We start from the raw sequence: 26,652 nt of genomic DNA on the forward strand, positions 1-26,652 counted from the left end.
GCCACGGATGGTTGCGCGCGGGTACAGCGGGTCGGGTCAAAAGCGCGCACACGTCACCCGCCAGAGCGGGCGACATCCCCCGATCAGGTCCAGAAGACCGCGATGCCCACGTTCAGCACGACCAGCGACGCGGCGGTCGGCAGCAGCCAGGACGGGGCCTTGGGCTTGCTGACGTTGATCGCGACGACGGCGGCGATGGCCACGACGACCAGCAGCTTCACGCCGATCTTGATGTGGTCGTACTTCACCGAGTCGACCAGCGGATCGATGCCGACCAGTGCGACACCGGTCAGCAGCTGCAGCGCGGCGCCGTGCAGCCAGCCCTTGTTGACCGGCGCGTCCTTGCCGGCCTTGGCCTGCAACATGATCATCGCGACGAGCATGCCCATGCCGAGCAGGTGCAGGAACACCAGCAGCAGGCGTACGAACTCCACAGCGTTTCCCTATCGACGTCGAGTGGCCAGGAAACCCCGCACGCCCAGCACGCCGATGACGGTGCCGAACACGAGCGAGGCGATCACGAGCACCAGGTGCACCGTGAAGAAGGCGGTAGGTCCGTCGCTAAACGAACGTGGGTCCTTCCAGATGTTCTTCAGGAACGTGGGCCAGATCACCCACGACCACACTCCGAAAGCCACCAGGAAGAGTGACATCGGGCGCGAGAGCTTCACGTTCCCCAGTATCGGACGTGGTGCGTGCAAGCCGCTAAACGGGGGTGGATAGCCTGAACGTGTGCCCTTCCCAAAACGGCTCATCGTCGCCCTGGTCCTAGCAACGGCCACAGCCGCGTTCGCCGCACCGACGAGCACCGCACAGCAGGCCGCCGGCTCGGCTCAGTGTGAGAACCGCGAGACCCCGCCGCCACCGGTGGACACGTCCGAGCAGCCGGCGCCGGGGCAGAAGGCCCCGCCCTCGCTCGAGGTGCCGGAGAAGCCCATCGGCGGTGACAGGCTGGGTGAGTGCGGCCTGATCCTGCCGCCGAACTCGGGCCAGCCGCCCAGCGGCATCACCGCCGCCTCGTGGCTGCTCGCTGACATGGACAGCGGCGCGGTCATCGCCGCGTACGACCCGCACGGCCGTCAGCGTCCCGCCAGCGTCATCAAGGTGCTGCTCGCGATGGTCGTCGCCAAGGAACTGCGGGGCGACCTTGTCGTCACCGCCAGCGCCGAGGACACGCAGCAGGAGTGCACCTGCGTGGGTCTCAAGGACGGCGGCCAGTACACGGTCCGCCAGCTGATGCACGGCCTGCTGCTCACCTCGGGCAACGACGTGGCGCACACGCTGGCCCGTCAGCTCGGCGGCGTGCCGAACGCCCTGCGCAAGATGAACGCCATGGCCAAGGAGCTCGGCGCCCTCGACACCCGCGCGGTGACGCCGTCGGGCCTCGACGCCCCCGGCACCAGCACGTCGGCCTACGACGTCGGCCTGATCTTCCGCGGCGCGATGAAGTACGACGAGTTCGCGCAGGCCATCAAGCTGCAGCAGGCGCAGTTCCCCGGCCGCAACGGCGGCACGATCATGCTGCAGAACGACAACCGCCTGCTCGCGAACTACCAGGGCGCGCTCGGCGGCAAGACCGGCTTCACCGACGACTCGCAGCACACCTACGTGGGCGCGGCCGAACGCAACGGCCGCCGTCTCGTCGTGGTGCTGCTGCGCGGCCAGCAGACGCCCACGCGCATCGACGCCCAGGCTTCGAAGCTCCTCGACTACGGCTTCGCGATGGGCCCCGGCGGCGTCGGCAAGCTCGTCGACGGCGCCCCGCAGCCGAAGCCGAAGGTCACCACGACCCAGGACGCGAGCGACACCGAGGACGTGGCGGCCACCGACCCGCGCACCGGCCGCCCGACGCCGACGGCGTTCGGCACCGTCGGCCTGCCCATCACCGCGGTCGCGGGTGCGGGCCTGCTGGCCGGTCTGCTGCTCTTCATCCGCAGCAAGCGCGCCAAGGCGGCAAGGGCACGCCGCCAGGCCGCGCAGTCCGCACAGGGCTTCTGAGGCAGCAAAGAAGACGGCCCCAGCGCACTCGCGCTGGGGCCGTTCTCGTTCCAGGGGCTATTTGCGGCGCCACCGGAGGCCGAGCACCGCGCCGACCACCGCTCCGGCGCCGAGCATCACCGACGGCGAGGGCCCGGACCGCACGGTGACCACCGGCTGGATCACCGCGGGCGGCGGTGCCTTCACGACCTCGGGCTCCCGGTTCTCCCTGGCTGTGGCCGTCCAGGCCGTGATGAACAGGATGAACTGCGACACGAGGTTCGCGAACACCAGCACACCGATGACGGACCCGAACGCGGCCGAGGTCGGCGACTTGGTCGTGAACGACAGGAAGATCGTCGCCGTCTGCTTCAGGATCTCGAACCCGACCGCTCCGGCGAGCGCACCGCGGATCGCGCTGCGCCACCCGACGGGCTTGCGCGGCAACCGCGAGAGCACCCACAGGAACACGAGCCAGTTCGCGAGCAGCGACAGGACGATCGTGCCGATCCGCAGCAGGACGTGCGCCCAGCCGGCGTTCTCCAGGCCCATCCACCGCAGGATCAGCTCGGCGAACCCGGTCCCCAGCGCCGTGATGCCGAACGACAGCACGATCGCGAGCCCCAGGCCGAGCAGTGCCAGCAGGTCGCGCCACAACGTGCCGAGGAACGGCAGCTCCCCCTTCGCCTGACCCCACTGCGCGGTGAGAGCGTCCCGGAGGTTGCTCATCCAGCCGAGACCGGAGTAGGCGGCACCGAGCAGACCGATGATGCCGACGGTGCCCTTGGACTCCAGAGCCGTGTCGATGGCCTCGTTGATCTGGCCGCGCAACTGCTGGTCCGGCACGGCCTCCGCGATGCTCCCGCGCAGCGACGCCAGCAGGTCCGGCTGCGACTGCAGCACGAAACCGGCGACCGCGAAACCGATCATCAGGATCGGGACGAGGGAGAGCACGCTGAAATAGGTGACAGCGGCGGCGTGCTGAGTGCCGTATCTCTGGTCGAAGCGCTCGTACGCTCGAATGATGTGGTCGAGCCACGCGTACTTCTGCCGCCACTTGTCCACGCCTGAGACGCTAGTGCACTTGCACTACTCAGGCAGAACAAAGCCGATCTTGTCGTACGTGCGGCGCAACGTGCCGGCTGCGACCTCGCGGGCGCGCTCGGCGCCGGAGGCCAGGATCTTGTCCAGCGAGGCCACGTCGTCGAGGTACATCTTGACGCGTTCCTGCACCGGCGTGACCCACTCGGTGAAGACCTCGCCGAGGTCCTTCTTCAGGTCGCCGTAGCCCTTGCCGTCGTAGTCGCTGACCAGCGACTCGACCGTCCGGCCGGTGAGCGCCGAGTAGATCGTCAGCAGGTTCGAGACGCCCGGCTTGTTCTCGACGTCGAAGACGATCTCGCGGCCCGTGTCGGTGACCGCGGACCGGATCTTCTTGGCCGACCGCTTCGGGTCCTCCAGCAGCTCGACGACACCGCCGGGCACCGACTTGCTCATCTTCGCCGTCGGTTCCTGCAGGTCGAAGATCTTGGCCGTGTCCTTGACGATGTACGCCTCGGGCAACCGGAACGTCTTGCCGTACCGGGAGTTGAAGCGCGTCGCGAGGTCGCGGGTCAGCTCCAGGTGCTGGCGCTGGTCCTCACCGACCGGCACGTAGTGCGCCTGGTACAGCAGGATGTCCGCGGCCTGCAGGATCGGGTACGTGAACAGGCCGACGCCGACGGACTGCTCCTGACGTGCGGACTTGTCCTTGAACTGCGTCATCCGCGACGCCTCGCCGAAGCCGGTCATGCACTGCATGACCCAGCCGAGCTGGGCGTGCTCGGGGACGTGCGACTGCACGAACAGGGTCGCCCGATCCGGGTCGATGCCCAGCGCGAGCAGCTGCGCGGCCGAGACGCGCGTGTTCTGCCGCAGTTCCTTCGGGTTCTGCTCCACGGTGATCGCGTGCAGGTCGACGACGCAGTAGAACGCGTCGTGCGCCTCCTGCAGGGCCACCCACTGCCGCACCGCACCCAGGTAGTTGCCGAGGTGGAACGACCCGGCCGTCGGCTGGATGCCGGACAGGACGCGGGGGCGCTTGACAGCCTCTACAGGCGCGTTCTCCGTGGACACGAACGAAATCTTCTCAGACCAGGCAGATCAGTGCGGAGCCGGATCACTCTTGGGCGGTGTCCTGGCGGACCAGGTCGATGCGCTGGTTGGCCGCGATGACCGTGGCCGGCTTGCGCCTCTTCACCAGGCCGTACACCAGGCCGCCGACGCCCGCGGTGACCGCGATCAGGCCGACGGGACCGGCAGCCGTGCCGGTCATGCTGCTCTCGACCGCAGCGCTCACTACAAGACTCATGCCGTGCACTTGCCGAGCCTCCCCATGGCATAGATCCACCCCGGAACGGGTGAACCTTGCTGACTGATTGGCCGCCAAGCTACCGATCGCCGGTAGCGTCGATGCGCCGAATCAGACTATCGGTCACTCGTGATCAGATCGCACTCGCCCATATGTCGTAGTCCGCTGACGCGCGTTACGCCCAGCGAGCGAAGCCAGGGTCTCAAGCTCACGCACAGTACGCGCCGACCCGTGCTCCGATCCGGCCATGCGGCTGATGGTCTCCTCCATCAACGTGCCGCCGATGTCGTTCGCGCCGCCGTTGAGGATCTCCGCGGTGCCCTCGTCGCCGAGCTTCACCCAGGAGCACTGGATGTTGTCGACGCGGCCGTGCAACGCCAGCCGTGCGAACGCGTGCACGGCGCGGTTGTCGCGGCGGCTGGGGCCGGGACGGGCGACGCCGGCGAGGTAGATCGGGGCGTTGCGGTGCACGAACGGCAGCGCGACGAACTCGGTGAGCCCGCCCGTGCGGTCCTGCAGGTCCGCGAGCACCCGGAAGTGCGTGAGCCAGTGGCCGGGGTGGTCCACGTGGCCGTACATCATCGTGCTGGACGAACGAATGCCCAGCTCATGGGCCGTGCCGACGACGTCGAGCCAGGTCGCGGTCGGCAGCTTGCCCTTGGTCAGCACCCACCGCACGTCGTCGTCGAGGATCTCGGCCGCCGTGCCGGGGATCGTGTCGAGGCCGGCCTCCTTGAGCTCGGTCAGCCACTCGCGCACGCTCACGCCCGCCTTCGCCGCGGCGGAGACGATCTCCATCGGGCTGAACGCGTGGACGTGCATCTGCGGCAGGCGCTTCTTGATCGCGCGCACGACGTCGGCGTAGTAGGTCACCGGCAGTTTCGGGTCGATGCCGCCCTGCATGCAGACCTCGGTGGCGCCGTCGTCCCACGCCTCCTGCGCGCGGTCGGCCACTTCCTCCGCGGAGAGCCGGAAGGCGTCCGCGTCGCGCTCGCGCTGGGCGAAGGCGCAGAAGCGGCAGCCGACGTAGCAGACGTTGGAGAAGTTGATGTTCCGGTTGACCACGTACGTGACGTCGTCGCCGACCACCTCGCGCCGCAGGTCGTCGGCGAGCTTCGTCATCTCCTCCAGCGCGTCGCCGTCGGCCGTCAGCAACGCCATCGCGGCCTCAGTGTCGCCGAGCAACGCGGCCGGGTCGTTCGCCGCGATCTTCAGTCCACGTTGGACGTCGTCGGGAAGTCGTTGCGGGGCAACGGGGATCTTCAACTCGTCCCAGTCGCCGTAGACCGAGTCGAAGTCACCGCGGCGGTCGTTCGTGCGGCCCTCGGTGTCGATCGAGGTGTTGAGGTCCGCGCGGCCGTACGTGTCGGTGCCGCCGTCGGGCTCCTGCCACTCGCGGCCGACGACCTCCGCGTCCGGGTTCGCGAGGCCGTTCTCCAGCGCCAGCGCGGAAACGTGCGCGGTGAGCCGGGTGTCGATCCACTGCCCCGCCGTCGCGCGGACGAACCGCGGGTAGACGTTCAGCCGTTCCCGCAAGGAGAAACCGGCCTCCGCGGTGATCTCCGCGAGCTGGTCGACCTGGGGCCACGGCTTCTCGGGGTTCACGTGGTCCGGCGTGATCGGCGAGACGCCGCCCCAGTCGTCGACGCCCGCGCGCAGCATCAGATCGAACTCGCCGCCGACGAGGTTCGGCGGTGCCTGGACGCTCACGGTCGACGGCATCACCAGGCGTGCCACGGCGATCGTGGCCGCGAGCTCGGTGAGGTCGGCGTCGGGCATGCCGCGCATCGCCGTGTCCGGCTTGGCGCGGAAGTTCTGGATGATGACTTCCTGGATGTGCCCGTACTGCTTGGCGATCTGCCGCATCGCGAGCAGCGACTCGGCGCGCTCGGTGATGGTCTCGCCGATGCCGATCAGGATGCCGGTGGTGAACGGGACGTTCACGCGGCCGGCGTCGGTGAGCACGCGCAGCCGGACGGCGGGGTCCTTGTCGGGGCTGCCGTAGTGCGGGCCGCCCTTCTCGCTCCAGAGCCGCTCGGCCGTGGTCTCGAGCATCATGCCCATGCTGGACGCGACGGGCTTGAGCCGCGTCAGCTCCTCCCAGCTCAGCACGCCGGGGTTGAGGTGCGGCAGCAGGCCGGTCTCCTCCAGCACCGCGATGGCGCTGGCCCTCACGTAGTCCAAAGTGGACTCGTAGCCGCGCGCGTCCAGCCACTCCTTCGCGGCGGGCCAGCGGTCCTCCGGCCGGTCGCCGAGCGTGAAGAGGGCCTCCTTGCACCCCTGCGCGGCCCCAGCGCGGGCGATCGCCAGCACCTCGTCGCGTTCGAGGAACGCCGCGGGCACCTTGTGCGGCACGGTCGCGAACGTGCAGTAGTGACACCTGTCCCGGCACAGTCTGGTCAGCGGGATGAACACCGACCGGCTGTACGTGACGACCCCGGCACGCCCCTCGGCGAGCAGGTGCGCGTCCCGCACCTTGCCCGCCGCTGTCAGCAGTGCGTCCAGGTCGTCCTCGCGCGCGTGGAGCAGCACGGAGGCCTCGGTCGCGTCGAGCACCGCGCCGTCAGCGGCCCGGCGCAGCGCACGCCTCATGGCCGCCGCGCTCGGACGGGACTGCGGTGGGGTTAGCGAGATGTCCACTGCCACGTCAACGACCTTAGGCCGCTGAAATTCCTGATCACTCCGCGCGAGGTGTGGGACATCCCACTGTCAGCGCACGGTGACGAGCAGTTCCGTGTTCCGGTCGAGCGGCGTGCCCAGGGGGTTGGTCCGCGAGTGGATGTCGTTGTAGGTGAACTCCCGGCACAGGCTGGCCAGTGCCGTGTCGCTGCGGTCGTCGTAGTCGACCTGGTAGGGCGCGTCGGCTTCGAGCAACGTCGTGAACAGCGACAACGTGCCGTCACCGTTGTCCGCGACCTCGATCACGCGGGCGTGCTGCGGGTAGTCGACGTGGGCGGCGGTGTTGATCTCCCAGAAGCTCCGTGAGGGCGTGTCGTGCCGGTGCGGGGTGATCACGTTGCGGTGCGTGTGGCCGTTGACCCACGCCAGCACGTTCGGGAAGCGGTGCAGGAGATTCACGAGCGCGTCGCCGTTCATCCGCGGGTCGAGCGGCCGGCGCTTGTCCGGCAGCACGTTGCCCATCGTCGTGCTCGTGTGGTGGCTGAAGAGCACGAACAGCTCGTCGGTGACGTTCTGCCGTTGCGGCAGGCCCAGCCAGTCGTAGTAGAGCGAGCTGCTGCGCTTGAGGGTCTTCTCGATCCAGTTGAGCTGATGCAGCCCTATCGAGCCCGTGGAGAACCCTGCGAGGTTCGTGGTGTCCATGCTGATGCCCGTGACACCGGGCGCCATCCGGAACGTGTAGAAGACGTCCACGCCGTCCGCGTTGGCGTCCGTGTAGCCGTGTCCACCCGTCGACAGATGCTTGCGCACGAACTCACCGGTGTCGAACAGCCTGCGCCGGCTGTCCGGCGTCACGGTGCGGACGACGCCGCCGCTCGCCAGGATCGCGAGGGCCTCGGGGATCGCCGTGGGGTCGTTGAACGCCCGCGCGACCTTCGCGTTCTGCACGGGGTCGCCGAACCCAACGATCTTCCTGCGGCCGGTGTACCAGCTGTCGAGCAGCCCGTCCGGCAGCGCGCCGACCACGCTGTCGTCGTGGTTGCCGATCGTCGAGTACCAGGGGATGTCCAGGCCGGGGCTGGTGAACTCGCGGACCGCCGCGTCGAGCAGGCCCTGCAGCTGTGGGAAGCCCTTGGCCTTGTAGTCGTCGCTGCCGCTGAGATCCGGCTGCCAGAACGTGCTGATGCCCGCGTTCTGCACGCCTTCGTACCGCGCGTCACCGGTGTTCGGGGTGATGCGGCCGCCGTTGAGGACCGTGAGGAACCAGTCGAGCTCGATGTTCTCGTGGTTGTCGGTGTTGTCGCCGGTCGTCATGAGGAAGTCGAACGGCCGGCCGGTCAACGGTCCTCGGCGAACGGCGTTGACGCGGCGGACCAGGGATGTGGAGCCCTGCGTGGTGAGAGCTTCCTGCGGCCGGTGCGCGCTGGAACCCATGATCGGGTGCAGGTACTCGAAGCGGAGCGGGCTCTGGGCGTCGCAGATGTGCATGTCGCTGAACTGCACGAAGCTGGTCAGGGCTCGGCGCCTGGCCTCCCGGTTGGGTTTCGCGGCGATGAGGTCGCTCCGCACGACCGTCGGCCAGCCAGGGCCCGCCGCGAGCCTGCGGTAGCCGCTGGTGCCGATCGGCGCGGCCGTGACGTCGAGCGTGGTGCCCACCGTGGACGCGAACGCTGGGCGGTCCAGGAGTGGCACGCCTGCCGCGCCCACCCCCATCGCCAGGAGGAACGAACGCCGGTTGAACCCTGTCATGAGCCGCCCCCGATTCATCGATGGTGAATCGTGTTCATATTCGGGGAACGGGTGGGTGGAATCGAGCCGTCAGGTGGGCGACAAGAGCGATAAAGGCTGTTCGGGCTGGGTCAGTCGGAGTACTCGACGGTCACCGAAGCGTGGTCCGACCAGCGCTCGGCGCTTTGGACGTCTGCAAGTACCGCCAACAACTGATCAACAGGCCCATAACTACACCCAACTCACCCCAAGAAGCGGCCTCCTGCCGGTGCAGCGCTACGCCCTCCAGCTAGACAGCGCCGGACGAGTTGGTAGTAGAAAAGTGCTCGATGATCATGAGTTGGCGGTACTTGCAGACGCCAGAACCAGCAGGGGGTTAGCGGGGCCAGTCGAAGGTTGCGGTGACTGGGGCGTGGTCGGACCAGCGTTCCGCGTAGGTCGCGGCGCGTTCGACCACGGCAGACTTGGCCGCAGCAGCCAGGCGGTCGGTTGTGACGACGTAGTCGATCCGCCACCCGGAATCGTTGTCGAACGCCTTCCCGCGATAAGACCACCACGAGTACGGCCCAGCCACATCAGGGTGCAGAGCGCGCATCACGTCGTTGTACCCGGACGCGAACACGGAAGTCATCCACTCCCGCTCATAAGGCAGGAAGCCGGACTCCTTCTGGTTCGTCTTCCAGTTCTTCAGGTCCGCCTGCTGGTGCGCGATGTTCCAGTCACCGCACACGACCACCTCACGGCCGGACACGGCGGCCTTCTCCCGCAGCGACACCAGGTACGGCAGGAAGGCCGCCATGAAGCGGTCCTTCTCGTCCTGCTTCTCGGTGCCGACGTCGCCGGACGGCAGGTACAGCGACGCCACGACGACGCCGGGCAGCTCGATCTCCACGTAGCGACCAGAAGCCTCGAACTCGGAGACGCCGAAGCCCACGCGGACCGAGGTGGGTTCCACGCGCGAGAGGATGCCCACGCCCGCGCGGCCCTTCAGCGACGACGGGGCGTACACGCCGTGCCAGCCCTCGGGTGAGTGGACGTCGGCGGCGAGCTCTGCGGGTTCCGCGCGGACCTCCTGCAGGCACACCACGTCGGCTGACGACGTGGCGAGCCACTCGAGGTAGCCCTTCTTCGCGGCGGCGCGCAGACCGTTGACGTTGACCGTGGAGACCGTGAGCACGACGGAGGAGCCTACTGGGAGGCCAGGCCCCAGGGCTTCGGGTACTCGGCGTTGCAGCCTGCGCAGTGCGCGGTCAGGTCGAGGTAGCCGACGAGGGTGGCCATCTCGTCGCGGGGCAGCGCGAGTTGACGCTGGCCGTCGATCTCGGTGTAGAGGCCCTGCCACTCGGGGTCGCACGAGCACTGCGTGACGCCCTTGGCTCTGCCCCACCGAAACATGTTCCGCAGCATGCCCGCAAGTTTGCCACACGCCACCGAAGTCGTTGCCCAATGCAAAGGCGGACTTCGGGGAGAACGAAGTGTTGAGCTGAAACTCTTGAGCGTGCGGGAGAGCGGGCGACATTCTTTTGACGGGCCCAGGAAATCTTCCCCCAAGCACGAAAGCACCGAGGAGAAGAAATGAACGCGATCAAGGGTGTTCTCGCCGGTCTCGCCGCCACCGCCGTGCTGTTCGGTGGTGCCGCCCAGGCCTTCGCCGCCCCGGCACCGGCGCAGACGGCCGCGGTGTCGGCCGACCTGACCGGCGAGGTCGTCGCGGTGGTCCAGGGCAAGTCCATCAAGGTCAAGGTCGACGCCTCGACGACGGTGGACGTGGACTACGACCTCCTGCAGACCATCATCTCCGGTGAGCTGAAGGTCGGCGCGAGCGTCGACGTCAAGGGGATCAAACTGGGCGGCAAGATCGTCGCACTGGGCATCATCGTCCTGAAGTAAGGACTCGGGAAAAGGCCGGCGCCGCCCTCATGCGCCGGCCTTTTCCAATGCGGCGGCCAGATCTCGCCGCCCGGAGATTCCCAGTTTTCGATAGGCGCGGGTCAGATGCAGTTCAACGGCCCGTGGCGTCACGAACAACTCCGCCGCGATTTGCCGGTTCGTCAGGCCGTGCACCGCGCGCCGCACGATGTGCTCCTCCTGCGCGGTGAGCACCGAACCCGACGGCACGCGGGCCGGACGTCCGCCCGCCGCGCGCAGCTCCCGTGCCGCGAGGCTCATCAACGGGATCGCGCCGCACCCCTTCGCCACGTCGTGGCCCTGCCGCAACGCCGCCAACGCCTCCGGGCGACGTCCCAGTGCGCGCAGCACCACACCCCGGTCGACCAGTGCCCGCGCGAGCTCCAGCCGGGCCGGTGTGCCCCGCAACGTCGACACGGCCTCCTCCAGCAGCACAACGTCCGAGGCCACCACTCCGGCGACCCGCGCGGCGACCCCGATCGGCACGGCGAGACCCCAGTCGCGCGCCAGTTCCAGCTCCTGGAAGGCGAGGCGCGAAGCCTGATCCCGTTCTCCCAACGCCATGTGCGCCAACGCAGCGTGCGAACGCCACGGTTGCAAGGACGGGTTGCGCGCGCCACGGCGTTCCATCCGCTGACCGCACAAGAGGTGGTCGCGCAACGCCGAAACCGGATCGCCCAACGCCATGTGCAGACGGCCGCGCTGGTGCAGGAGCGCGTTGTAGTGCGAGTACTCGGGCAGGTCGCCGTCGAGCGAGCGTTCGCGCACGAGCCGCAACGCCGACGACGTGTCGCCCGTGTCCACCCACACGCCGGCCAGCCCCGCGACGGACACCACGATGTTGCCGTCCTGCCCCGCGCCCACCGAGTCGAGCCGCGCCAGCGACGCCAGCCCGAGCTGTTCCGCGACCGCCAGCGACCCCAGCCGGCGCGCCACGTGACACCGCAGCCCCTGCACCAAAGCACCGCACAGCCCCAGATCGCGTTCGGACGTCACCCGCAACGCCTCGTCGCACTGCCGGTCCGCGAGCTCGTACTCGTCGATCCCGATCAACGCCACGATCATGTGCGCGAACGAGAACTGGTCGATCAGGTCACGTCCGACGCGCAACGGCAGCGCGCCCTGCACCCGCCGCCGCGTCTCGCCGGGGTTCGCGCCGATCGTCGCGCCCCGGTAGGCCAGCAAGGTGTTGAGGAACCGGGCGTTGCGGGCAGAGGTCATCCGAGAGCCCACCAGCCGCGCGATCCGCGTCTCCACCTCACCGGAGAAGAACGACTCCTCCAGCCCCAGCGACAACGCGTAGAGGTCCAGCCGCTGAGCCAGGTCCGGATCCACCCCGCTCACCCGCGCGATCACCGACTCGACCTTCGCCACCGCGTCCCGGTACAGCCGCCGCCCGGCCAGGTCGTAGGCGAGCAGCAACGCCATCCGCCCCTCGGCCGCGACGTCCATCGACGCTGCCGCGGCCTTGTGCAGCGACGCGCGGGCCGCATCCGGATCGACCAGCGACTGCGCCTCGCTCAGCTCGACCAGCACCTCGCCGCGCAGGTCGTCCGGCAGCGGTTCGCGCAAGAGCCTGCGCAGACAGGCGATCGCTCTGTCCGAAGTGGACTTGCGAGCGCATGCGCGCAGCACGTCCCGCGCCCACTCCTCCCCGATCGGCGCTGCCTCCAGCAGATGCGCCGCCACCTCGTCGACGGACGCCTGGTCGTCGTGCCGGAACCGGGCCGCCCGCGCGTGGATCGCCGCCCGGTCCAACGCGGTCGCGCTCTGCGCCAACGTCGACAAGACCATCGGCACACCGGCGAAACCCAAGCCGCCCAACGCCCGTGAGGCGTCCACAGCCTCCTGCGGTCCCAGCCCTGCGGCAGCCCCGGCCAGCGCCAGGTCGGCCTCGCCGAGCACCGCGAACGACCGTGCCAGCGCCACCACCGACGGCCCGGCCTGCGCCAGCCGCGCGACCAGTTCACCGGACCGTTCGCCCAGATCGCGGGGACGCAGCCCCAGCAGGTACGGGTTGCCGCCGGTCGCCACCCGCCACTCCGCGACCACCTCGTCGGTGACACCGGAGGCGAACAACGCGCGCAGGAACCGGGCACTCCCCGCCTGGTCGAGTCCGGTGAGCCGGACCCGTTCCGCCGCACCGACGACCTCGCGCAGCAGTGGCGTGACGTCGACGGCGAGGCCGCGCGTCACCACCAGGACCACCGGCAGGCCGCTCAACCGCCGGCACAGGTACGACAGGAACTTCAGCGACGGGGCATCGGCCTGTTCCACGTCGTCGACGGCGATCAGCGCCGGCGAGGCGGCCGAGACCTCCCGGACGAGGCGGTGCAGCCGGTGCATCGCGGCCTGGTCGGCGTCGACGGAGAGGATCTCGTCGGCCTCGCTCTCGAAGAGCTGCGCGACGACGCCGAAGCGGAACCCTGACTCCGAGGCGGAACACCGCGCGCCGAACACCTGGAAGCCCAGCTCACGCGCCATTCGCACGGTCTCGGCGAGCACCGAGGTCTTGCCCATGCCCACGTGGCCTTCGACGCACACGGCGGCGGATGTGCCCCGCAGAGCCTCGCGCACCACCGTCAGCTCGCGTGTGCGGTCGGACACCACGGAACTCGCGACCGCCACTGAGTACACCCCTTCGCCGCACGCACTGCGAACACGTGGCGGCGCGTCCGGCCGACCGCACTGGGCCAGCCGGACCAACTCTATTGGGGGTCGATGGGGTGTTTCCCTACTTGCAGGTCGAGTCGCTCGTCAGCGCGACGAACGACTGGCTCACCCAGCGCCGGTCGCTGAGCATCCGGTAGCCGTTCTCGACGCGCCCCTGGGCGTCGGTCACGGCGTCGCGCTGCATGGTCGAGACGATCGGCTGCATGTCACCGGGCCCCGACCGGACGTTGAGGATGTCCGCGGTCACCGTGATCTTGCAGATCTCCGCCGCCTTGTCACTGCCCATCGGCTTGCCGCCGTTCACCGCGTACATCACGCCGGCGACCCCGAGCACACCAATGACGATCATTCCCCGAACCGGAACACCAAACATCGCGACGCCTCCGCACGCACAAGCCCTGGAACAGCAGATATAGCGGCTGCAGGACCTGGGTGGACGGCTCGGCGCGGTTACCACCCGCAAGAGGAACCGACCGGGTGACACCCGACGCGAAAGGCCACCCCGGGGTGACCGGGGTGGCCTTCTCACGTACTCGAATCAGGCGAACGCCAGAGCTGGGCTCAGAAGGACGCCATCTTCTTCTTGAGGTTCTCGTCGAGCGCGCCGAGGAAGTCCTCGGTGGTCAGCCACGCCTGGTCCTTGCTGATCAGCAGGGCCAGGTCCTTGGTCATCTGACCGGCCTCGACGGTCTCGATCACGACCTCCTCGAGCGCCTCGGCGAAGCGGATCACCTCGGGGGTGTTGTCCAGCTTGCCGCGGTGCATGAGGCCACGGGTCCACGCGTAGATCGACGCGATGGGGTTCGTGGAGGTCGGCTTGCCGGCCTGGTGCTGGCGGAAGTGACGCGTCACGGTGCCGTGCGCGGCCTCGGCCTCGACCGTCTTGCCGTCCGGCGTCATCAGGACCGACGTCATGAGGCCGAGCGAGCCGAAGCCCTGCGCGACCGTGTCGGACTGGACGTCGCCGTCGTAGTTCTTGCACGCCCAGACGTAGCCGCCCTCCCACTTCATGGCAGCGGCGACCATGTCGTCGATCAGGCGGTGCTCGTAGGTGAGGCCCTTGGCGTCGAACTCCGCCTTGAACTCCTCGTTGAACACGCGCTCGAAGATGTCCTTGAAGGCGCCGTCGTAGGCCTTCAGGATCGTGTTCTTCGTCGACATGTAGACGGGGTAACCGCGCTGCAGGCCGTAGGAGAACGAGGCGCGGGCGAAGTCCTCGATGGACTTGTTGTAGTTGTACATGCCCATCGCCACACCGCCCTCCGCCGGGAACTCGGTGACGACGTGCTCGATCGGGTCCGAGCCGTCCTCCGGCTGGAACGTGATGGTGAGCTTGCCGGCGCCGGGCACCTTGAAGTTGGTGGCCTTGTACTGGTCACCGTGGGCGTGACGGCCGATGATGATCGGCTTCGTCCAGCCGGGGACCAGCCGCGGGACGTTCGAGATGATGATCGGCTCGCGGAAGACGACACCGCCGAGGATGTTGCGGATCGTGCCGTTCGGCGAGACCCACATCTTCTTCAGGCCGAACTCCTCGACGCGCGCCTCGTCCGGCGTGATCGTGGCGCACTTGACGCCGACGCCGTGCTTCTTGATGGCGTTCGCGGCGTCGATCGTGACCTGGTCGTCGGTGGCGTCCCGGTGCTCGATGCCCAGGTCGTAGTACTCCAGAGTGACGTCCAGGTACGGGTGGATCAGCTTGTCCTTGATGAACTGCCAGATGATCCGGGTCATCTCGTCGCCGTCGAGTTCGACGACGGTGCCCTGAACCTTGATCTTGCCCATAATCCTGGGCGCTCCTCTCGCGACGATGCAAGCAGGACAAGCGTACTGGTAAAACGCCGTCCTGCGCCTGCGACCCTGGTTACATCGATTCAACTGGCGCCACGCATTGCGCCATTGGCGTGAACCGTAGTCCTCTCGCGCACTGGTCACCACGAGAGAGGCCCTCACCAGGCAGGAGTCGATCTTCTTCGCCGTTGAACGAGATCCGCTCCGGCGGCGTTCAAGGAACGACTACTGTCAGCACGGTCGGGTGATCACTGGAAAGGGCGTAAGTGTCAACTGGGCCAACACATGCGATGAGCGGGCTGCTCGCCTGGAGCGCCGTCACCGCGATCGCGTCGACTCACCCGATCGGCCAGCTCTCACCGCAGAGCTGGGCCGTGGGAGCGGTTCTCGCCACTGGCGCGGCACTTCTGCCCGACCTGGACCACCCCGGATCGACCATCTCGCGCACGTTCGGCGCGTTGAGCAGCGGGTTGTCCGCGGGCATCAACGCGTTGAGCAGCTTCGTCTACCGGACGACGCGCCTGAAGCGGGATTCCAAGCGGGACGGCGGACATCGCGGCCTCACACACACGCTCGTCTTCGCGATGTTCGCCGCCGTCTTCACCGCCGCGGTCATCCAGAACAGCCAGAAGTGGGCGCTGCCCGTGCTGATGTTCGTGTTCGCCGGTCTCGCGGTGCGCGGCATCATGAACGACTGGTGCCCCAAGCAGGACGCGCTGATGATCACCGTCGTGTCGGCGGGCATCACGTGGGCGATGATCGCGTGGACCTCGCAGACGGACGCCTCCGCCGCGGCGTGCGGGATCGCGGTCGGCATCGGGTGCTTCGCGCACTACATCGGTGACGCGATCACCGAGCAGGGCTGCCCGATCCTGTGGCCGATCCCGATCATGGGCAAGACCTGGTACCCGGTCGCGCCGCCGAAGCTCCTGCGGATGAAGACCGGCGGCGTGGTGGAGATGGCGATCGTCGGGCCGATCGTGACGATCCTGTCGATCTGGCTGGGGCTCGCCGCGTTGCAGGGCACGGGCGCGCTGCCGTTCCTGGACTGGGTGGACCTGCTTCCGATCTAGTTCACCTCGCGTCCACCTCCACCTCATGCGATCGGCCTAGCCTCCACGCACCCCGACCCGTCGTGTGGAGGATCAGCCATGTCCGAAGTAGCCCGCAGACGCTTCCTGCAGGGAGCCGGCGTGCTCGGCGTGGCGGGAGCGCTGGGCACCGGGACCGCCTCGGCATCGGGGCGCTACCAGTGGCTTTCCGGTGATCACCACACGCACACGCAGTACTCGTACGACGGCATGTACACCGTCGAGCAGCAGATCCGCGGCGCGTTGCGGCACGGCACGGACTGGCTCGTGATCACCGATCACGGCCACGCGTCGCACGAGGCGCACTCCGTCGAGGCGACGGCGGCCGACCTCCAGCGCGCCAGGAAGAAGTTTCCACACCTGCTGCTGTGGCACGGGATGGAGTGGAACGTCCCCGGCGCCGAGCACGCGACGCTGTTCCTCGAGGACTGCCGCGACGAGGCCGGGGTGCTGCGCGACTTCGAGCGGCAGTTCGACTGGCGGCTGAACGGCCAGGAGGCGTCGAGCCCCGCCAACGAGCGCAAGGCGCTGGACGCGATCCGGTTCCTGCAGACCAAGATCCGCAACGGCACGATGAAGTCCGCGCTGGTGTTCGTGAACCACCCGATGCGCAACGGACGGGTCGCGCCGCACGAGTTGCGGAACATGCGCGACCTGGCGCCCGACATCGTTGTCGGCATGGAGGGCGCACCGGGAGCGCAGGGCGACGGCGACCCGTTGCGCGGTCCCGGCGGCCACCGCGGCGGGTACGCGAACAGCCCCGGCTCGAACTCCTACGCGCCCTATCCGCCCGAGGCCTACAAGACCTACGGCGGCTTCGACTGGATGACGGCGAAGGTCGGCGGTGTCTGGGACTCGCTGCTCGCCGAGGGCCTCGGCTGGTGGATCACGTCGAACTCCGACTCGCACTTCAACTCGCGCGACACGATCGTCCGCGTGCCGGAACCGGGCGACCAGTTCGACCTGACCGGCAAGCACCTCGACCCGGTCGAGGGCCCGCCCCAGGTCCTGCCGCCGTACGTCGACTTCTTCCCGTGCGAGTTCTCCCGGACCGTCGTCGGCGCGACCCGGCGGACGCGCGGCGCCGTGATGGAGGGCTTGAGGGCGGGCAGGGCGTGGGTCTCGCACGGCGGCCTGGTCGATGATCTCCGGTTCCAGGTTTACGCGTCCGGCGGTACCGAAACGATGGGCGGCCGGCTCCGCGTGCGTCGCGGCTCGGACGTGACCGTGCTGGTCAAGGCACGTTTGGCAACTCGCCCCAACAGCGCGGGATTCGTGCCACGATTGCGCCGTTTGGACCTCATCAAGGGCGAGGTAACCGGACGATCATCATCTGAAACGTTGGCCACGCCACATGTGAAGGTCGAGCGATCCTACGAGCCGCGCTGGCACTATGCGGTCTTCACGCACACGTTCCGCAACGTCCGGGAGCCTTTTTACCTCCGGTTGCGCGGAACCGACGGCAACCGCGGCGCGTTCGAACCGCAGGCGGACACACCCGGAGCCGCGAACCCGTGGGAGGACCTGTGGTGCTACACCAACCCGATCTTCGTGGAGGTCAGGTGACCAGCACCTTCGTCGGCATCGACGCCGGCTATGAAAACCGCTGGGAAGCGGAGAAGATCGCGTTGGAGCTGCACGACACCGTGCTGACCACGGCCCGAACGGTCGTGGTGCACGAGGTCGACAGCCACTACGCGATGTCCTTCCTCCTCCCGATCCCCCCGTCCGACGCAGTGGTGAACTCACTGGTCGCGCAGGGTTTCGGCGTTTCCGTACGCAGCGCGTCCTCAGGACGCCTGGTAGGCCCGGAGGCGCTGCGAGCAGGCGCCTCCACTGCTGCTGAGGCCCACCAGTACCGCCGCGAGGGGCGCGCTCTGCGATACCAGGGCCAACGGTCGTTGCGCGGCCGTCATGGCGTCTCGGACATCCTCGCGTTCACGGCCATAGAGGCCGTTTTCCCGCGTGGAACGCACACGGTCGACACGCGCGGGAACCTGACGCCGTTCTTCCGCGACGGCAAGCTGGTGCTGGTCATCGACTAGGTTGTGCGGATGTGCGTGACATCGCTGTCTTCAGTGGTTCTGCCCATCCAACGCTAGCCGCCGAGATCTGTGGCCATCTCGGAGTCGAACTCTCACCCAGCCGTTTGACGCGGTTCGCCAACGACTGTCTGGAAGTGCAGTTGCAGGCGAACTGCCGTGAGCGGGACGTGTTCCTGATCCAGCCGCTGGTGCCGCCGGTGCAGGAACACCTCGTCGAACTCCTGCTGATGCTGGACGCTGCCCGTGGCGCCTCCGCCGCGCGCACGACCGTCGTCCTGCCGCACTACGCCTACGCGCGTTCGGACAAGAAGGACGCACCCCGGATCTCGATCGGCGGCCGCCTGGTCGCCGACCTGATGGTGGCCGCCGGCGCGTCCCGGGTTCTTGCGATGACGTTGCACTCGCCGCAGGTGCACGGCTTCTTCTCCGTACCCGTCGACCACCTGCACGCACTGCGCGAACTGGCCGCGCACTTCTCCCAGTACGACCTGTCGAACACCGTCGTGGTGTCGCCGGACCTCGGCAACGCCAAGGAGGCCGCGCACTTCGCCCGGATTCTCGGCCTGCCCGTCGCGGCCGGCGCCAAGCAGCGGTTCGCCGACGACAAGGTGCAGATCCAGACCGTGATCGGCGAGGTGGCCGGCCGGGACGTGATCGTGCTGGACGACGAGATCGCCAAGGGCTCGACCGTGATCGAGCTGCTGGACAAGCTGCGGGAGCGCGGCGCAGGGTCGATCCGGGTGGCGTGCACGCACGGGCTGTTCTCGTCCGGGGCGTTGGACCGGTTGCAGGCGTTCGACGACGTGCTGGAGATCGTCGCCACGAACACCGTGCCGATCCCGGCGGACAAGGCCGTGCCGAAGTTGAAGGTGCTGTCGATCGCGCCGGCGATGGCCGAGGCGATGCGGCGGATCAACGTCGGCGAGTCGGTGTCGACCCTGTTCGAGGCCCCCTAGTTCACTTCAGGTGCGCGAGTGCCTTGATCAGCCGGTCCCCGACGTCGGCAGGTCCCGGCATCTTGCGCACCACGGCCCGCTGGTGGGCGAGGCCGTGCAACCCCAGCCACAACGCCACCGAGTCGCCGTAGAGGTCGTCGCTGCCGTGCGCGATCCCCTCCTCGACGCACGCGCCGAGCACCTCGACGAGCAGCGTGAACGCCGCCACCCCCAGTGAGTCGAGGTCGGCGTCGGTGATCGAGGTGTCCTCGACCGTCGGCGTCCACAGGCCGCCGAACATGATCCGGTAGCGCTGCGGGTGCACCTGCGCGAAGTCCAGGTAGGCGTTGCAGACCGCGAACAGCCGAGCGCGCGCGTCCGAGCCCGCGTTGTCGTTGGCCTCGCGCAGGACAGCGGTGAGCTTGTCCATCTCCCGCTGGACGACGGCCAGCATGATCGACGGCTGGTCCGCGAAGTGCGGGTAGATCGACGGTGCCGCGATCCCCGCCTTGCGGGCGACCGAGCGGAGCGTGACCGCGCGTTCGTCGCCGCCCTCGTCCAGCAGCGCGACGGCCGCCGCGATGATCTCTTCCCGCAGTTTCCCGCCCTCGCCCCTGCGGTTGCGCCTGCGCGGTTCCGTGTTCGTCACAGCCGTAACCATACACCTGAAAGTTTATGGGTGTTAGGCCTTGCGTTCGTAGACTTACGGGCGTTAGCTTATGTCCGTAAGCACAACCGAGACGCCAAGGAGCACACGATGAACGCCACGACCTCCACCACCCGCGCCACCGAGATCGTCCTGCCCGGTGTGGTCGAGCCCGCCGGCCTGCGGGTCCAGGTCCGCGACCTGCCCGCACCCGGTCGGGGCCAGGTCGTCCTGCGGATGGAGGCCACGGGCGTCTCGTTCGCCGAGCAGCAGATGCGCCTGGGCAAGTACTACGACCAGCCCGCGTACCCGTTCGTGCCCGGTTACGACGTCGTCGGCACCGTCGTCGCCGCCGGCCCTGGCGTCGACCGCGACCTGCGGGGCCACCGGTTCGCCGCGGTCACGAAGGTCGGTGGGTGGGCCAGCCACCTGATCGTCGAGGCCGCGGACCTGGTGCCCGTGCCGGACGGTGTGGACGCGGCGGCCGCCGAGACCGTCGTGGTCAACGGCGTCACGGCGTGGCAGATGATGTACCGCCAGGCGAAGGTGAAGCGCGGCGACACGATCGTCGTGCTGGGTGCGAACGGCGGCGTCGGCTCGACGTTGGTGCAGCTCGCCCGCCACGCCGGCATCAAGGTGATCGGCACGGCCTCCGCCCGCCACCACGACGCCGTGCGTGAGCTCGGCGCGATCCCCGTCGACTACCGCGACCCGAACATGTACGACCGCATCCGCGAGCTGGCGCCCGAAGGCGTGGACGCCGTGTTCGACCACGTCGGCGGCCCCGGCGTGCACGAGTCCTGGAAGCTGGTCCGCCGCGGCGGCGCGCTGGTCAACTACGGTTCGGCCGCGACGAAGGACGAGCGGGGCAACGCGATGCTGCCGGTGCTCAAGAACTTCGGCCAGCTCGCGCTGTGGAACCTGCTGCCCAACGGCAAGCGCGCGGGCTTCTACAGCTTCTGGGCCGGCAAGCGCTTCCGCACGGCCACGTTCCGCGCTCGCCTGGCCGAGGACCTCACGCAGGTGTTGCAGCTGGTCAAGGCCGGTGCCCTCACGCCGCAGATCGCCGCGCGCATCCCGTTGCCGGAGGCCGCCTCCGCGCTGACGCTGGCCGAGTCGCGCACGGTGCTGGGCAAGGTCGTCATCGTCCCGGAGCCGTGAGCAGGCAGGGCTGCCGCCCGTTGATCGTGGCGGCGGCGACCGCCCTGGTCGACCGGGACGACGCCGTCACCCTGCGGGCCGTGTCCCGCGAGGCGGACCTGCCCACCTCGTCGATCTACCAGCAGTTCCCCGACGTACCGGCGATCCTTCTGGCCGTGTGCCACGAGGCCTTCCGCGAGCTCGAGGCCGTCGTCCTCGACGCACCCGACGCCTACGCGGCAGGCCTCGCCTACCTCGACTTCGCCGTGCTGCACCCCCGCCGCTACCGCGTGATGTTCGGTGCGGCCGATCTCTCCGCCCAAGCGTTGCAGCTGTTCACGCGGGTCCTCTCGGACCCCGACCGCGCCATGACGTTCTGGCTGGGCCTGCACGGCCTCGCCGACCAGCGCGCCTCGATCCGCCGCTCGCCTCAGTTCATGGTCATCGCGCCACGACTGATCACTTCACTCATCTGAGTTCATCAGACTTCCGGGAGTCCCCACCATGAACGCCACCGCCCTGCGCGCCACCACCGTCGCGTCCACCGAGGTCGACAACCGCGCCGCCTACCTTGGCTTCGCCTTCGCCTACGTCTTCGGCCACGGAGCCGCGCTGCTCTCCAGGTCCGGCGCGGTCCTGATGCCCTCGTGGCTGCCGATCGCGTTGCTCGCCTCCGGCCTGCTCGCCGGCACGGTCTTCGCCATGACCGCGTCACTGCGAGCGCAGAAAGCCGCCTCCGACGCACGACGGCGAGCCGAGAAACTGGTCGGCATGGCCTGGATCACCGGTTTCACCGCGCTCGCGTTAGCGGTCACCGGCCTGAGCACTGTGTTCGACAAGCCGGAGCTGCAGACCGTGCTCTGGCCCGCCGGCTCGACCATCGTCGTCGGCCTGATCTACATCGCCGAGGGCGCGATCCGCGGCAACGCCCTGCACTACAACCTGGGCACCTGGCTCATGCTGGTCGCCGCCGCGACGTTGTTCGTCCCCGGAGCCGGCTTCTTCGGCGTGCTGGCCGTGCTGGGTGGCGGCGCCTACCTGGTGGCAGCGTTCCTGGAGCCTCGTCGCCTTGCCGCGTAAGGCTTCTACAGCTGCACACGCACCGTGACACGACCTTTGTCGTCACGGTGCGATGTCGCGTGTCCGGTCTTCTCCGTGCCGTCGAGCTCGAGCGTCAACGGACCGCCGTCGCCGTCGAAGTTGCGCCACCACACCTTCGCGTCCGGCATCATCACGCGGATCTCGACGACGTCGCCTTTGCGTTGGTAGCCAACGGGTGTGCTGATCGTCCGGCCGGACCGCCTGCCCGTGTAGGTCACGACCGTGAGGCCCTTGCGCACGACCTTCCCGACGAGCGGGGCGTGCCGCAGTCCGACGATCCACTTGTTGACCGTGCGCACCACTGGTCCCTGAACTCTCATGATTCCCACCGTAGCCTGGTAAGTGGAGACCCCCGTCCACTTGAGGCGAAGTGAGAAGAAGTGACCGCAGAACCGTCTCAGATGCGCGCCGACGCCCGCGAGAACCGGGCGCGGGTGCTTGCCGTCGCCCGCGAACTGTTCGCCGAACGCGGGCTGGAGGTGCCGATGGCCGCGATCGCCCGCAGGGCCGGGGTCGGCGTCGCCACGCTGTACCGGCGCTTCCCCACCAAGGAGTCGCTGGTCATGGAGGCCTTCGCGGAGCAGTTCGCGGTGTGCCAGGGCGTCATCGACGACGCGTTGCGCGACCCGGACCCGTGGCGCGGGCTCAGCACGGTGATCGAGAAGGTGTGCCTGCTGCAGGCAGCCGACCGCGGCTTCAGCGCGGCGTTCACGGCCTCGTTCCCCGACCTGCACTCCGAGGTGCGCGACCGGACCTGGCAGGACTTCGCGGCGCTGGTGCAGCGGGCGAAGGACAGCGGCCAGTTGCGCGCCGACTTCTCGCCGCACGACCTGACACTGGTGCTCCTGGCCAACAGCGGGCTGTCCGGCGTGCCGGTGGAGGTCTCGATGGCCGCGTCCCGGCGGCTGGTCGCCTACCTGCTGGAGTCGTTCCGGAGCGGCACGGACGCGCTGCCGCCGCCCGTGCCGCTCAGCCTGGACCTCGTGCTCGGTTAGCCCGGGTGGGCACCGACGGTGTCGCGGATCATCGCGCCGAGGTCGGCGGAGCCCGTCCGCGCGCAGTGGGCGCAGCAGAAGAACTTGCCCTCCACCTCCACACCGTGCCCGATCACGCGGCAGTCGCAGTGTTCGCAGCGCGGCGCGAGCCGTTGGATCGCGCACTCGAAGCTGTCGAACGTGTGCACACCGCCGCCGACGGTGCGCACCTCGAAGGCCATCCAGTACTCGTTGCCACAGACGTCACAGGTCGCCATGCGCGGAAGACTGCGACAGGTCAGTCGGGTCGGCAACTCGAAGCGTCGAGTTGCGCGACCAGCGTCTTCGGGGCGATCACCCGATAGGCGTCCTCGACGAGATCGGCGACGACGCCCCAGTCCAGGGGTACGTCGAGGTACACGCCGAGCCAGCCGCGGTGGCCGACGTAGGGCGGGCGGAAGTACTTCTCGGGGGCCTGGGCGACGAGCGTCTCCTGGACACCGGGACCTGCCGCGCACCAGAACGCGCTGCGGTCGTCGTGGTGGTGGTCGGCCGACGTCACGAAGGTCTTCTTGCCGCGCACGAACCAGGTGGGTTCGCCGTGGCTCAGGCGTTCCGTCACCTCTGGCAGTGCCAGGCAGAGGCGGCGCAGGTTCTCGAGTGCGTCCACGAGAACATCCTGCACCGTCCACAGAGGACGTAGAAGAGGAAAGGCGGGAGCCAGTGAACGTTCCGAGCGGGACCGGCCGGATTCGAACCGGCGTTCTCCCTCCGTTCCGGAGGGCGCGTCGACCACTGCGCTACAGGCCCCATAGCCACCGCGTCCTTCACACTAGTCGGCGAAGTCCGGGCCGTATGCCCTGCGAAAGTGTTGGACCCAATAAGGTTTACCGACCAACCCCGAACTGGACGGTGCCGTGCCAGGGATCGACTACTACGAGTTGCTCGGTGTCAACCGGGGCGCCAGTGCCTCGGAGATCAAGTCGGCCTACCGGTCTCTCGCCAAGGTCATGCACCCCGACGCGGGTGGGACGTCTGGCGGCTTCCGCCTGCTCCAGGAGGCCTACGAGACGCTGAAGGACCCGGTCCGGCGCGCCGACTACGACCGCCCAGCGCCTCCGCCGCCCTCAGTGGTGCGGCCACAGACACGGCCACGACCTCGCAGAACAGGCCACACAGGCCGTCTGCGCGACTTCGGCGACGACCCGAACTACATGGCGCCACGCCCCCGAGTGGACCTCGGCTCGATGGAGTGGTGGCACCGCATCGACCTGGGCGCGCGCGTCCGCTACGTGCCCGCCACGGGCCTCGGCCACGCCCCGGCAGCGGCCGCGATCGGTGGGTGGTTCGTCCTTCTCATCCCGTTGACGATGACGCTGTCCCCGCTCCTGCTCGCCGTCTGGCTACCCCTCGTGGCAGGCGCCGGTTACGGGGCGTTCCGACTGGCACGCCGCTACATGACGGTCGCGCGGGCCGAACGGGCGTTCGCAGGTGAGTACGACGGGAACACGATTTTCGGCCGTCCGGGTGAAAACAGACGCGAACGGCTGACCGCCGGATTGCTCACGGAGTACATGACCCAACTACCGGGCGTGCGCATCTTCCACGGCCTCGCCTGGCCGGGCTCGGTCTTCACGGACATCGACCACGCCCTTCTGTGCGGCCGCCGCCTGGTCCTGATCGAGTCGAAGTCGTGGCTGCCGGGCCACTACTACTGCGACGAGGACGGCGAACTCTGGCGCAACGGCCACCCGTTCCGCGGCGGCGGCTCCCAGCTGCTCGAAGGCGTAGAACGCCTCGCCGAACTCCTGCCGTGGCTGGAGATCCGCGGCGCTCTGATCGTCTACCCGAGCCGCGCCGGCGAAGTCACCTGCGACGACGACCTCGACTTCGACGTGCCGCCGATGACCCCGGAGCAGTTCGTCAGCGAGATCGGCGACTGGCTGGCCGACGACCCGGCCACCGTCGACCGCGAGGCCCTGCGCGTGCTGGTCCGCCAGGTCGTCTCCGAGGTCCGCGTCGCCGGCGCCTAGCGGCCGTTGCCAGGATTCGTGCCCGTCTGACGGGCATGTCAGGATGGCCGCCATGACCCGCACGGTGTGCCTCGCGCAGAACCCCGACGCGGACGCACTCCTCGCGTCGGACATGTTCGCGTTGCTGACAGGAATGCTGCTGGACCAGCAGATTCCCATGGAGAAGGCGTTCTCCGGCCCGAAGGTCCTCGCTGACCGCATGGGCGGCCTGGACGTCCGCCGCATCGCCGAGGCCGACCCCGAGGCGTTCGCCACGATCATGGCCACCCCGCCCGCCGTGCACCGGTTCCCCGGCTCCATGGCGAAGCGGGTGCAGGCGCTGTCGCAGTTCGTCGTCGAGACCTACGACGGCGACGTGACGCGGATCTGGGCCGACGGTGACGGGGCCGCGGTGTTCAAGCGGCTCAAGGCACTGCCGGGGTTCGGGGACCAGAAGGCCAAGATCTTCCTTGCACTTCTGGGCAAACAGTTCGGCGTCCAGCCGAGCGGGTGGCGCGAGGCCGCGGGGCACTACGGCGACGAAGGAAGCCGACGTAGCGTCGCTGACGTGCGCGATCAGACGTCGTTGCTGGAAGTCCGCGACTTCAAGAAGGCCGCGAAGGCCGCAGCCAAGAAGTAGCCGGACTGTTCACCGTCTGGTGCACTGGACGTCCGCCGCCGGCCCGAACGAGGTGCGATCTTGTCCGCCTCGTGAGAGAAGGGGCGTTTGCGTTGCGCATCAAGGTGATTGGCGTGTTCATCGTCCTCCTGCTGGCTCTGGCGGTCAGTCCCGCCCAGGCCGCGGCGACGTGGCCGGGTGACTCCGCCACGAAGACCGCGGACGGGACGAACGTCTTCGGCAAGAACCTCAGCGGGGTGTCGTTCGAGAGCCAGAACGTCGTGTGGGCGGTCAAGAACGGGCCCTCGACGCTCTACCGGCTCGTGCCGAACGGCAGCACGTGGAAGGTCGACCAGAAGCGGTCGCTCAAGTTCGCGAACGGCCAGGGCGACCCCGACACCGAAGGGGTCGTGAGCACGCCGGACGGACTCTTCGTCGCCGTCGAGCGCGACAACGACGACAGCGACGTGAGCACACCGATGATCCTCAAGTACGGCACCGGCAGCAACGCGGTCGCCGAGTGGGATCTCGGCGGCATGCCGGAGGTCGACCCCAACGACGGGCCCGAGGCCATCTCGTGGGTGCCGGACTCGTACCTCGTGCAGAACGGCTTCAAGGACGACAGCGGCAAGACCTACAACCCGTCCGACCACCCCGGCCACGGCAGCGGGTTGTTCTTCGTCGGGCTGGAGGCCACCGGTGAGGTGTACGTCTACGCCCTGCAGGGGACTAGCGCCAAGCTGCTGAGCAGGTTCGCGAGCGGGCAGAGCCAGGTGATGGACCTGGAGTTCGACGGCGCCAAGCTGTGGGCCATCTGCGACAACAACTGCAGTGGCCGGACCACGACGCTCGCCATCAGCAGCGGCAAGTTCAAGGTGACGGCTACGTACAACCGGCCGTCGAAGTTGCCGAACGTGAACCTCGAGGGGTTCGCGATCGCGCCCAACTGCGTTGGTGGCAAGAAGACCGTGTTGTGGTCGGATGACGACAACACCAGCAGTCATGCGTTGCACAGTGGCACCCTGAACTGCGTGTAGAACGGA

The 26,652-nt window shown here is 68.5% G+C and carries 29 protein-coding genes and 1 tRNA gene; 13 read left to right on the plus strand and 17 right to left on the minus strand.

Annotation, left to right across the window (positions count from 1 at the left end):
* Window positions 1-83: 83 nt before the first annotated feature.
* Together ACSHWB_RS09770 and ACSHWB_RS09775 are read right to left on the minus strand one after the other, a co-directional pair.
* Entirely contained in the window at window positions 84-434 is a 351-nt protein-coding gene (locus ACSHWB_RS09770) for a hypothetical protein (RefSeq protein ID WP_439661764.1), read from the minus strand.
* Window positions 435-443: 9 nt separating this feature from the next.
* Complete coding sequence (locus tag ACSHWB_RS09775; protein WP_030478462.1) at window positions 444-671, minus strand: SCO4848 family membrane protein; 228 nt, start codon at window positions 669-671, stop codon at window positions 444-446.
* Between the two features lie 61 nt (window positions 672-732).
* Here ACSHWB_RS09775 and ACSHWB_RS09780 point away from each other — a divergent pair, with 61 nt between their 5' ends.
* The gene (locus ACSHWB_RS09780; RefSeq protein ID WP_439661765.1) at window positions 733-1,998 is read left to right on the plus strand and encodes a D-alanyl-D-alanine carboxypeptidase family protein; all 1,266 of its coding nucleotides are present in this window, start codon (window positions 733-735) and stop codon (window positions 1,996-1,998) included.
* Window positions 1,999-2,055: 57 nt separating this feature from the next.
* On the opposite strand, the gene yhjD is transcribed toward ACSHWB_RS09780, so the two are convergent.
* From yhjD to ACSHWB_RS09815, 7 genes are all read right to left on the minus strand, one after another.
* Window positions 2,056-3,042, minus strand: a complete 987-nt coding sequence (gene yhjD / locus ACSHWB_RS09785) for an inner membrane protein YhjD (protein WP_439661766.1) — start codon at window positions 3,040-3,042, stop codon at window positions 2,056-2,058.
* Between the two features lie 24 nt (window positions 3,043-3,066).
* Window positions 3,067-4,092 (minus strand): tryptophan--tRNA ligase, encoded by a 1,026-nt coding sequence (trpS, locus tag ACSHWB_RS09790; protein ID WP_439661767.1) that lies wholly within the window; start codon window positions 4,090-4,092, stop codon window positions 3,067-3,069.
* A 43-nt stretch (window positions 4,093-4,135) separates the two neighbouring features.
* Entirely contained in the window at window positions 4,136-4,327 is a 192-nt protein-coding gene (locus ACSHWB_RS09795; RefSeq protein WP_439661768.1) for a hypothetical protein, read from the minus strand.
* 123 nt (window positions 4,328-4,450) lie between these two features.
* Complete coding sequence (locus tag ACSHWB_RS09800; RefSeq protein WP_439661769.1) at window positions 4,451-6,973, minus strand: bifunctional FO biosynthesis protein CofGH; 2,523 nt, start codon at window positions 6,971-6,973, stop codon at window positions 4,451-4,453.
* A 63-nt stretch (window positions 6,974-7,036) separates the two neighbouring features.
* Complete coding sequence (locus tag ACSHWB_RS09805; protein ID WP_439661770.1) at window positions 7,037-8,695, minus strand: TIGR03767 family metallophosphoesterase; 1,659 nt, start codon at window positions 8,693-8,695, stop codon at window positions 7,037-7,039.
* 355 nt (window positions 8,696-9,050) lie between these two features.
* Complete coding sequence (locus ACSHWB_RS09810; protein ID WP_439661771.1) at window positions 9,051-9,851, minus strand: exodeoxyribonuclease III; 801 nt, start codon at window positions 9,849-9,851, stop codon at window positions 9,051-9,053.
* 11 nt (window positions 9,852-9,862) lie between these two features.
* The gene (locus ACSHWB_RS09815; protein WP_439661772.1) at window positions 9,863-10,081 is read right to left on the minus strand and encodes a hypothetical protein; all 219 of its coding nucleotides are present in this window, start codon (window positions 10,079-10,081) and stop codon (window positions 9,863-9,865) included.
* Window positions 10,082-10,249: 168 nt separating this feature from the next.
* Here ACSHWB_RS09815 and ACSHWB_RS09820 point away from each other — a divergent pair, with 168 nt between their 5' ends.
* Window positions 10,250-10,564 (plus strand): hypothetical protein, encoded by a 315-nt coding sequence (locus tag ACSHWB_RS09820; protein WP_439661773.1) that lies wholly within the window; start codon window positions 10,250-10,252, stop codon window positions 10,562-10,564.
* Between the two features lie 27 nt (window positions 10,565-10,591).
* On the opposite strand, the gene ACSHWB_RS09825 is transcribed toward ACSHWB_RS09820, so the two are convergent.
* The 3 genes from ACSHWB_RS09825 to ACSHWB_RS09835 form a co-directional block, all read right to left on the minus strand.
* Window positions 10,592-13,210, minus strand: a complete 2,619-nt coding sequence (locus ACSHWB_RS09825; protein ID WP_439661774.1) for a LuxR C-terminal-related transcriptional regulator — start codon at window positions 13,208-13,210, stop codon at window positions 10,592-10,594.
* A gap of 106 nt (window positions 13,211-13,316) precedes the next feature.
* Window positions 13,317-13,604 (minus strand): hypothetical protein, encoded by a 288-nt coding sequence (locus ACSHWB_RS09830; RefSeq protein WP_439661775.1) that lies wholly within the window; start codon window positions 13,602-13,604, stop codon window positions 13,317-13,319.
* A 212-nt stretch (window positions 13,605-13,816) separates the two neighbouring features.
* Entirely contained in the window at window positions 13,817-15,040 is a 1,224-nt protein-coding gene (locus ACSHWB_RS09835; RefSeq protein WP_319975034.1) for an NADP-dependent isocitrate dehydrogenase, read from the minus strand.
* A 272-nt stretch (window positions 15,041-15,312) separates the two neighbouring features.
* On the opposite strand from ACSHWB_RS09835, the gene ACSHWB_RS09840 reads away from it, so the two are divergent.
* The 4 genes from ACSHWB_RS09840 to ACSHWB_RS09855 all read left to right on the plus strand — a co-directional run bounded on the left by ACSHWB_RS09840 (window position 15,313) and on the right by ACSHWB_RS09855 (window position 19,138).
* A complete protein-coding gene (locus ACSHWB_RS09840) occupies window positions 15,313-16,119 on the plus strand; it encodes a metal-dependent hydrolase (RefSeq protein WP_439661776.1) in 807 nt (268 codons plus the stop codon).
* Window positions 16,120-16,197: 78 nt separating this feature from the next.
* Window positions 16,198-17,703: a PHP domain-containing protein gene (locus tag ACSHWB_RS09845; RefSeq protein ID WP_439661777.1), complete on the plus strand. Its 1,506-nt coding sequence runs from the start codon at window positions 16,198-16,200 to the stop codon at window positions 17,701-17,703.
* A complete protein-coding gene (locus tag ACSHWB_RS09850; RefSeq protein WP_439661778.1) occupies window positions 17,700-18,182 on the plus strand; it encodes a hypothetical protein in 483 nt (160 codons plus the stop codon). The genes ACSHWB_RS09845 and ACSHWB_RS09850 overlap by 4 nt, the downstream gene beginning before the upstream one ends.
* 11 nt (window positions 18,183-18,193) lie before the next feature.
* A complete protein-coding gene (locus tag ACSHWB_RS09855; RefSeq protein WP_439661779.1) occupies window positions 18,194-19,138 on the plus strand; it encodes a ribose-phosphate diphosphokinase in 945 nt (314 codons plus the stop codon).
* Window position 19,139: 1 nt separating this feature from the next.
* Here the strand turns inward: ACSHWB_RS09855 and ACSHWB_RS09860 are convergent, their stop codons facing one another.
* A complete protein-coding gene (locus tag ACSHWB_RS09860; protein WP_439661780.1) occupies window positions 19,140-19,766 on the minus strand; it encodes a TetR/AcrR family transcriptional regulator in 627 nt (208 codons plus the stop codon).
* Window positions 19,767-19,874: 108 nt separating this feature from the next.
* Between ACSHWB_RS09860 and ACSHWB_RS09865 the strand changes: the two genes are divergently transcribed.
* From ACSHWB_RS09865 to ACSHWB_RS09875, 3 genes are read left to right on the plus strand one after another with little or no spacing between them, the layout of a single operon-like run.
* On the plus strand, window positions 19,875-20,924 hold the full coding sequence (locus tag ACSHWB_RS09865; protein ID WP_439661781.1) for a medium chain dehydrogenase/reductase family protein: 1,050 nt from the start codon (window positions 19,875-19,877) through the stop codon (window positions 20,922-20,924).
* Window positions 20,921-21,379, plus strand: coding sequence for a TetR/AcrR family transcriptional regulator (locus ACSHWB_RS09870; RefSeq protein ID WP_439661782.1), 459 nt, complete (start codon window positions 20,921-20,923; stop codon window positions 21,377-21,379). The genes ACSHWB_RS09865 and ACSHWB_RS09870 overlap by 4 nt, the downstream gene beginning before the upstream one ends.
* A gap of 28 nt (window positions 21,380-21,407) precedes the next feature.
* Window positions 21,408-21,983: an ABC transporter permease gene (locus ACSHWB_RS09875; protein WP_439661783.1), complete on the plus strand. Its 576-nt coding sequence runs from the start codon at window positions 21,408-21,410 to the stop codon at window positions 21,981-21,983.
* 5 nt (window positions 21,984-21,988) lie between these two features.
* On the opposite strand, the gene ACSHWB_RS09880 is transcribed toward ACSHWB_RS09875, so the two are convergent.
* Window positions 21,989-22,324: a hypothetical protein gene (locus tag ACSHWB_RS09880; RefSeq protein WP_439661784.1), complete on the minus strand. Its 336-nt coding sequence runs from the start codon at window positions 22,322-22,324 to the stop codon at window positions 21,989-21,991.
* 60 nt (window positions 22,325-22,384) lie between these two features.
* Between ACSHWB_RS09880 and ACSHWB_RS09885 the strand changes: the two genes are divergently transcribed.
* On the plus strand, window positions 22,385-22,999 hold the full coding sequence (locus tag ACSHWB_RS09885) for a TetR/AcrR family transcriptional regulator (protein WP_439661785.1): 615 nt from the start codon (window positions 22,385-22,387) through the stop codon (window positions 22,997-22,999).
* Here ACSHWB_RS09885 and ACSHWB_RS09890 read toward each other — a convergent pair.
* From ACSHWB_RS09890 to ACSHWB_RS09900, 3 genes are all read right to left on the minus strand, one after another.
* On the minus strand, window positions 22,996-23,256 hold the full coding sequence (locus ACSHWB_RS09890) for a Prokaryotic metallothionein (protein WP_439661786.1): 261 nt from the start codon (window positions 23,254-23,256) through the stop codon (window positions 22,996-22,998). The genes ACSHWB_RS09885 and ACSHWB_RS09890 overlap by 4 nt on opposite strands.
* A gap of 20 nt (window positions 23,257-23,276) precedes the next feature.
* Window positions 23,277-23,648: an MmcQ/YjbR family DNA-binding protein gene (locus ACSHWB_RS09895; protein WP_439661787.1), complete on the minus strand. Its 372-nt coding sequence runs from the start codon at window positions 23,646-23,648 to the stop codon at window positions 23,277-23,279.
* 67 nt (window positions 23,649-23,715) lie between these two features.
* A tRNA-Ser gene (locus tag ACSHWB_RS09900) sits at window positions 23,716-23,789 on the minus strand.
* A 106-nt stretch (window positions 23,790-23,895) separates the two neighbouring features.
* Between ACSHWB_RS09900 and ACSHWB_RS09905 the strand changes: the two genes are divergently transcribed.
* The 3 genes from ACSHWB_RS09905 to ACSHWB_RS09915 all read left to right on the plus strand — a co-directional run bounded on the left by ACSHWB_RS09905 (window position 23,896) and on the right by ACSHWB_RS09915 (window position 26,646).
* Window positions 23,896-25,011 (plus strand): J domain-containing protein, encoded by a 1,116-nt coding sequence (locus tag ACSHWB_RS09905; protein ID WP_439661788.1) that lies wholly within the window; start codon window positions 23,896-23,898, stop codon window positions 25,009-25,011.
* 52 nt (window positions 25,012-25,063) lie between these two features.
* On the plus strand, window positions 25,064-25,630 hold the full coding sequence (locus tag ACSHWB_RS09910; protein ID WP_439661789.1) for an HhH-GPD-type base excision DNA repair protein: 567 nt from the start codon (window positions 25,064-25,066) through the stop codon (window positions 25,628-25,630).
* A 113-nt stretch (window positions 25,631-25,743) separates the two neighbouring features.
* Window positions 25,744-26,646, plus strand: a complete 903-nt coding sequence (locus tag ACSHWB_RS09915; protein WP_439661790.1) for an esterase-like activity of phytase family protein — start codon at window positions 25,744-25,746, stop codon at window positions 26,644-26,646.
* The last annotated feature ends 6 nt before the right edge of the window (window positions 26,647-26,652 follow it).

Origin of the sequence: Lentzea sp. HUAS TT2, assembly GCF_051853195.1 — a bacterium.
Taxonomy (GTDB): domain Bacteria; phylum Actinomycetota; class Actinomycetes; order Mycobacteriales; family Pseudonocardiaceae; genus Lentzea.

What these genes read in the sequence shown, in the direction of transcription:
- ACSHWB_RS09795 (WP_439661768.1), bottom strand. Translation starts at nt 4,327, where the DNA reads ATGAGTCTTGTAGTGAGCGCTGCGGTCGAGAGCAGCATGACCGGCACG.
- ACSHWB_RS09805 (WP_439661770.1), bottom strand. Translation starts at nt 8,695, where the DNA reads ATGACAGGGTTCAACCGGCGTTCGTTCCTCCTGGCGATGGGGGTGGGC.
- ACSHWB_RS09815 (WP_439661772.1), bottom strand. Translation starts at nt 10,081, where the DNA reads ATGCTGCGGAACATGTTTCGGTGGGGCAGAGCCAAGGGCGTCACGCAG.
- ACSHWB_RS09820 (WP_439661773.1), top strand. Translation starts at nt 10,250, where the DNA reads ATGAACGCGATCAAGGGTGTTCTCGCCGGTCTCGCCGCCACCGCCGTG.
- ACSHWB_RS09830 (WP_439661775.1), bottom strand. Translation starts at nt 13,604, where the DNA reads ATGATCGTCATTGGTGTGCTCGGGGTCGCCGGCGTGATGTACGCGGTG.
- ACSHWB_RS09835 (WP_319975034.1), bottom strand. Translation starts at nt 15,040, where the DNA reads ATGGGCAAGATCAAGGTTCAGGGCACCGTCGTCGAACTCGACGGCGAC.
- ACSHWB_RS09845 (WP_439661777.1), top strand. Translation starts at nt 16,198, where the DNA reads ATGTCCGAAGTAGCCCGCAGACGCTTCCTGCAGGGAGCCGGCGTGCTC.
- ACSHWB_RS09865 (WP_439661781.1), top strand. Translation starts at nt 19,875, where the DNA reads ATGAACGCCACGACCTCCACCACCCGCGCCACCGAGATCGTCCTGCCC.
- ACSHWB_RS09875 (WP_439661783.1), top strand. Translation starts at nt 21,408, where the DNA reads ATGAACGCCACCGCCCTGCGCGCCACCACCGTCGCGTCCACCGAGGTC.
- ACSHWB_RS09880 (WP_439661784.1), bottom strand. Translation starts at nt 22,324, where the DNA reads ATGAGAGTTCAGGGACCAGTGGTGCGCACGGTCAACAAGTGGATCGTC.
- ACSHWB_RS09890 (WP_439661786.1), bottom strand. Translation starts at nt 23,256, where the DNA reads ATGGCGACCTGTGACGTCTGTGGCAACGAGTACTGGATGGCCTTCGAG.
- ACSHWB_RS09910 (WP_439661789.1), top strand. Translation starts at nt 25,064, where the DNA reads ATGACCCGCACGGTGTGCCTCGCGCAGAACCCCGACGCGGACGCACTC.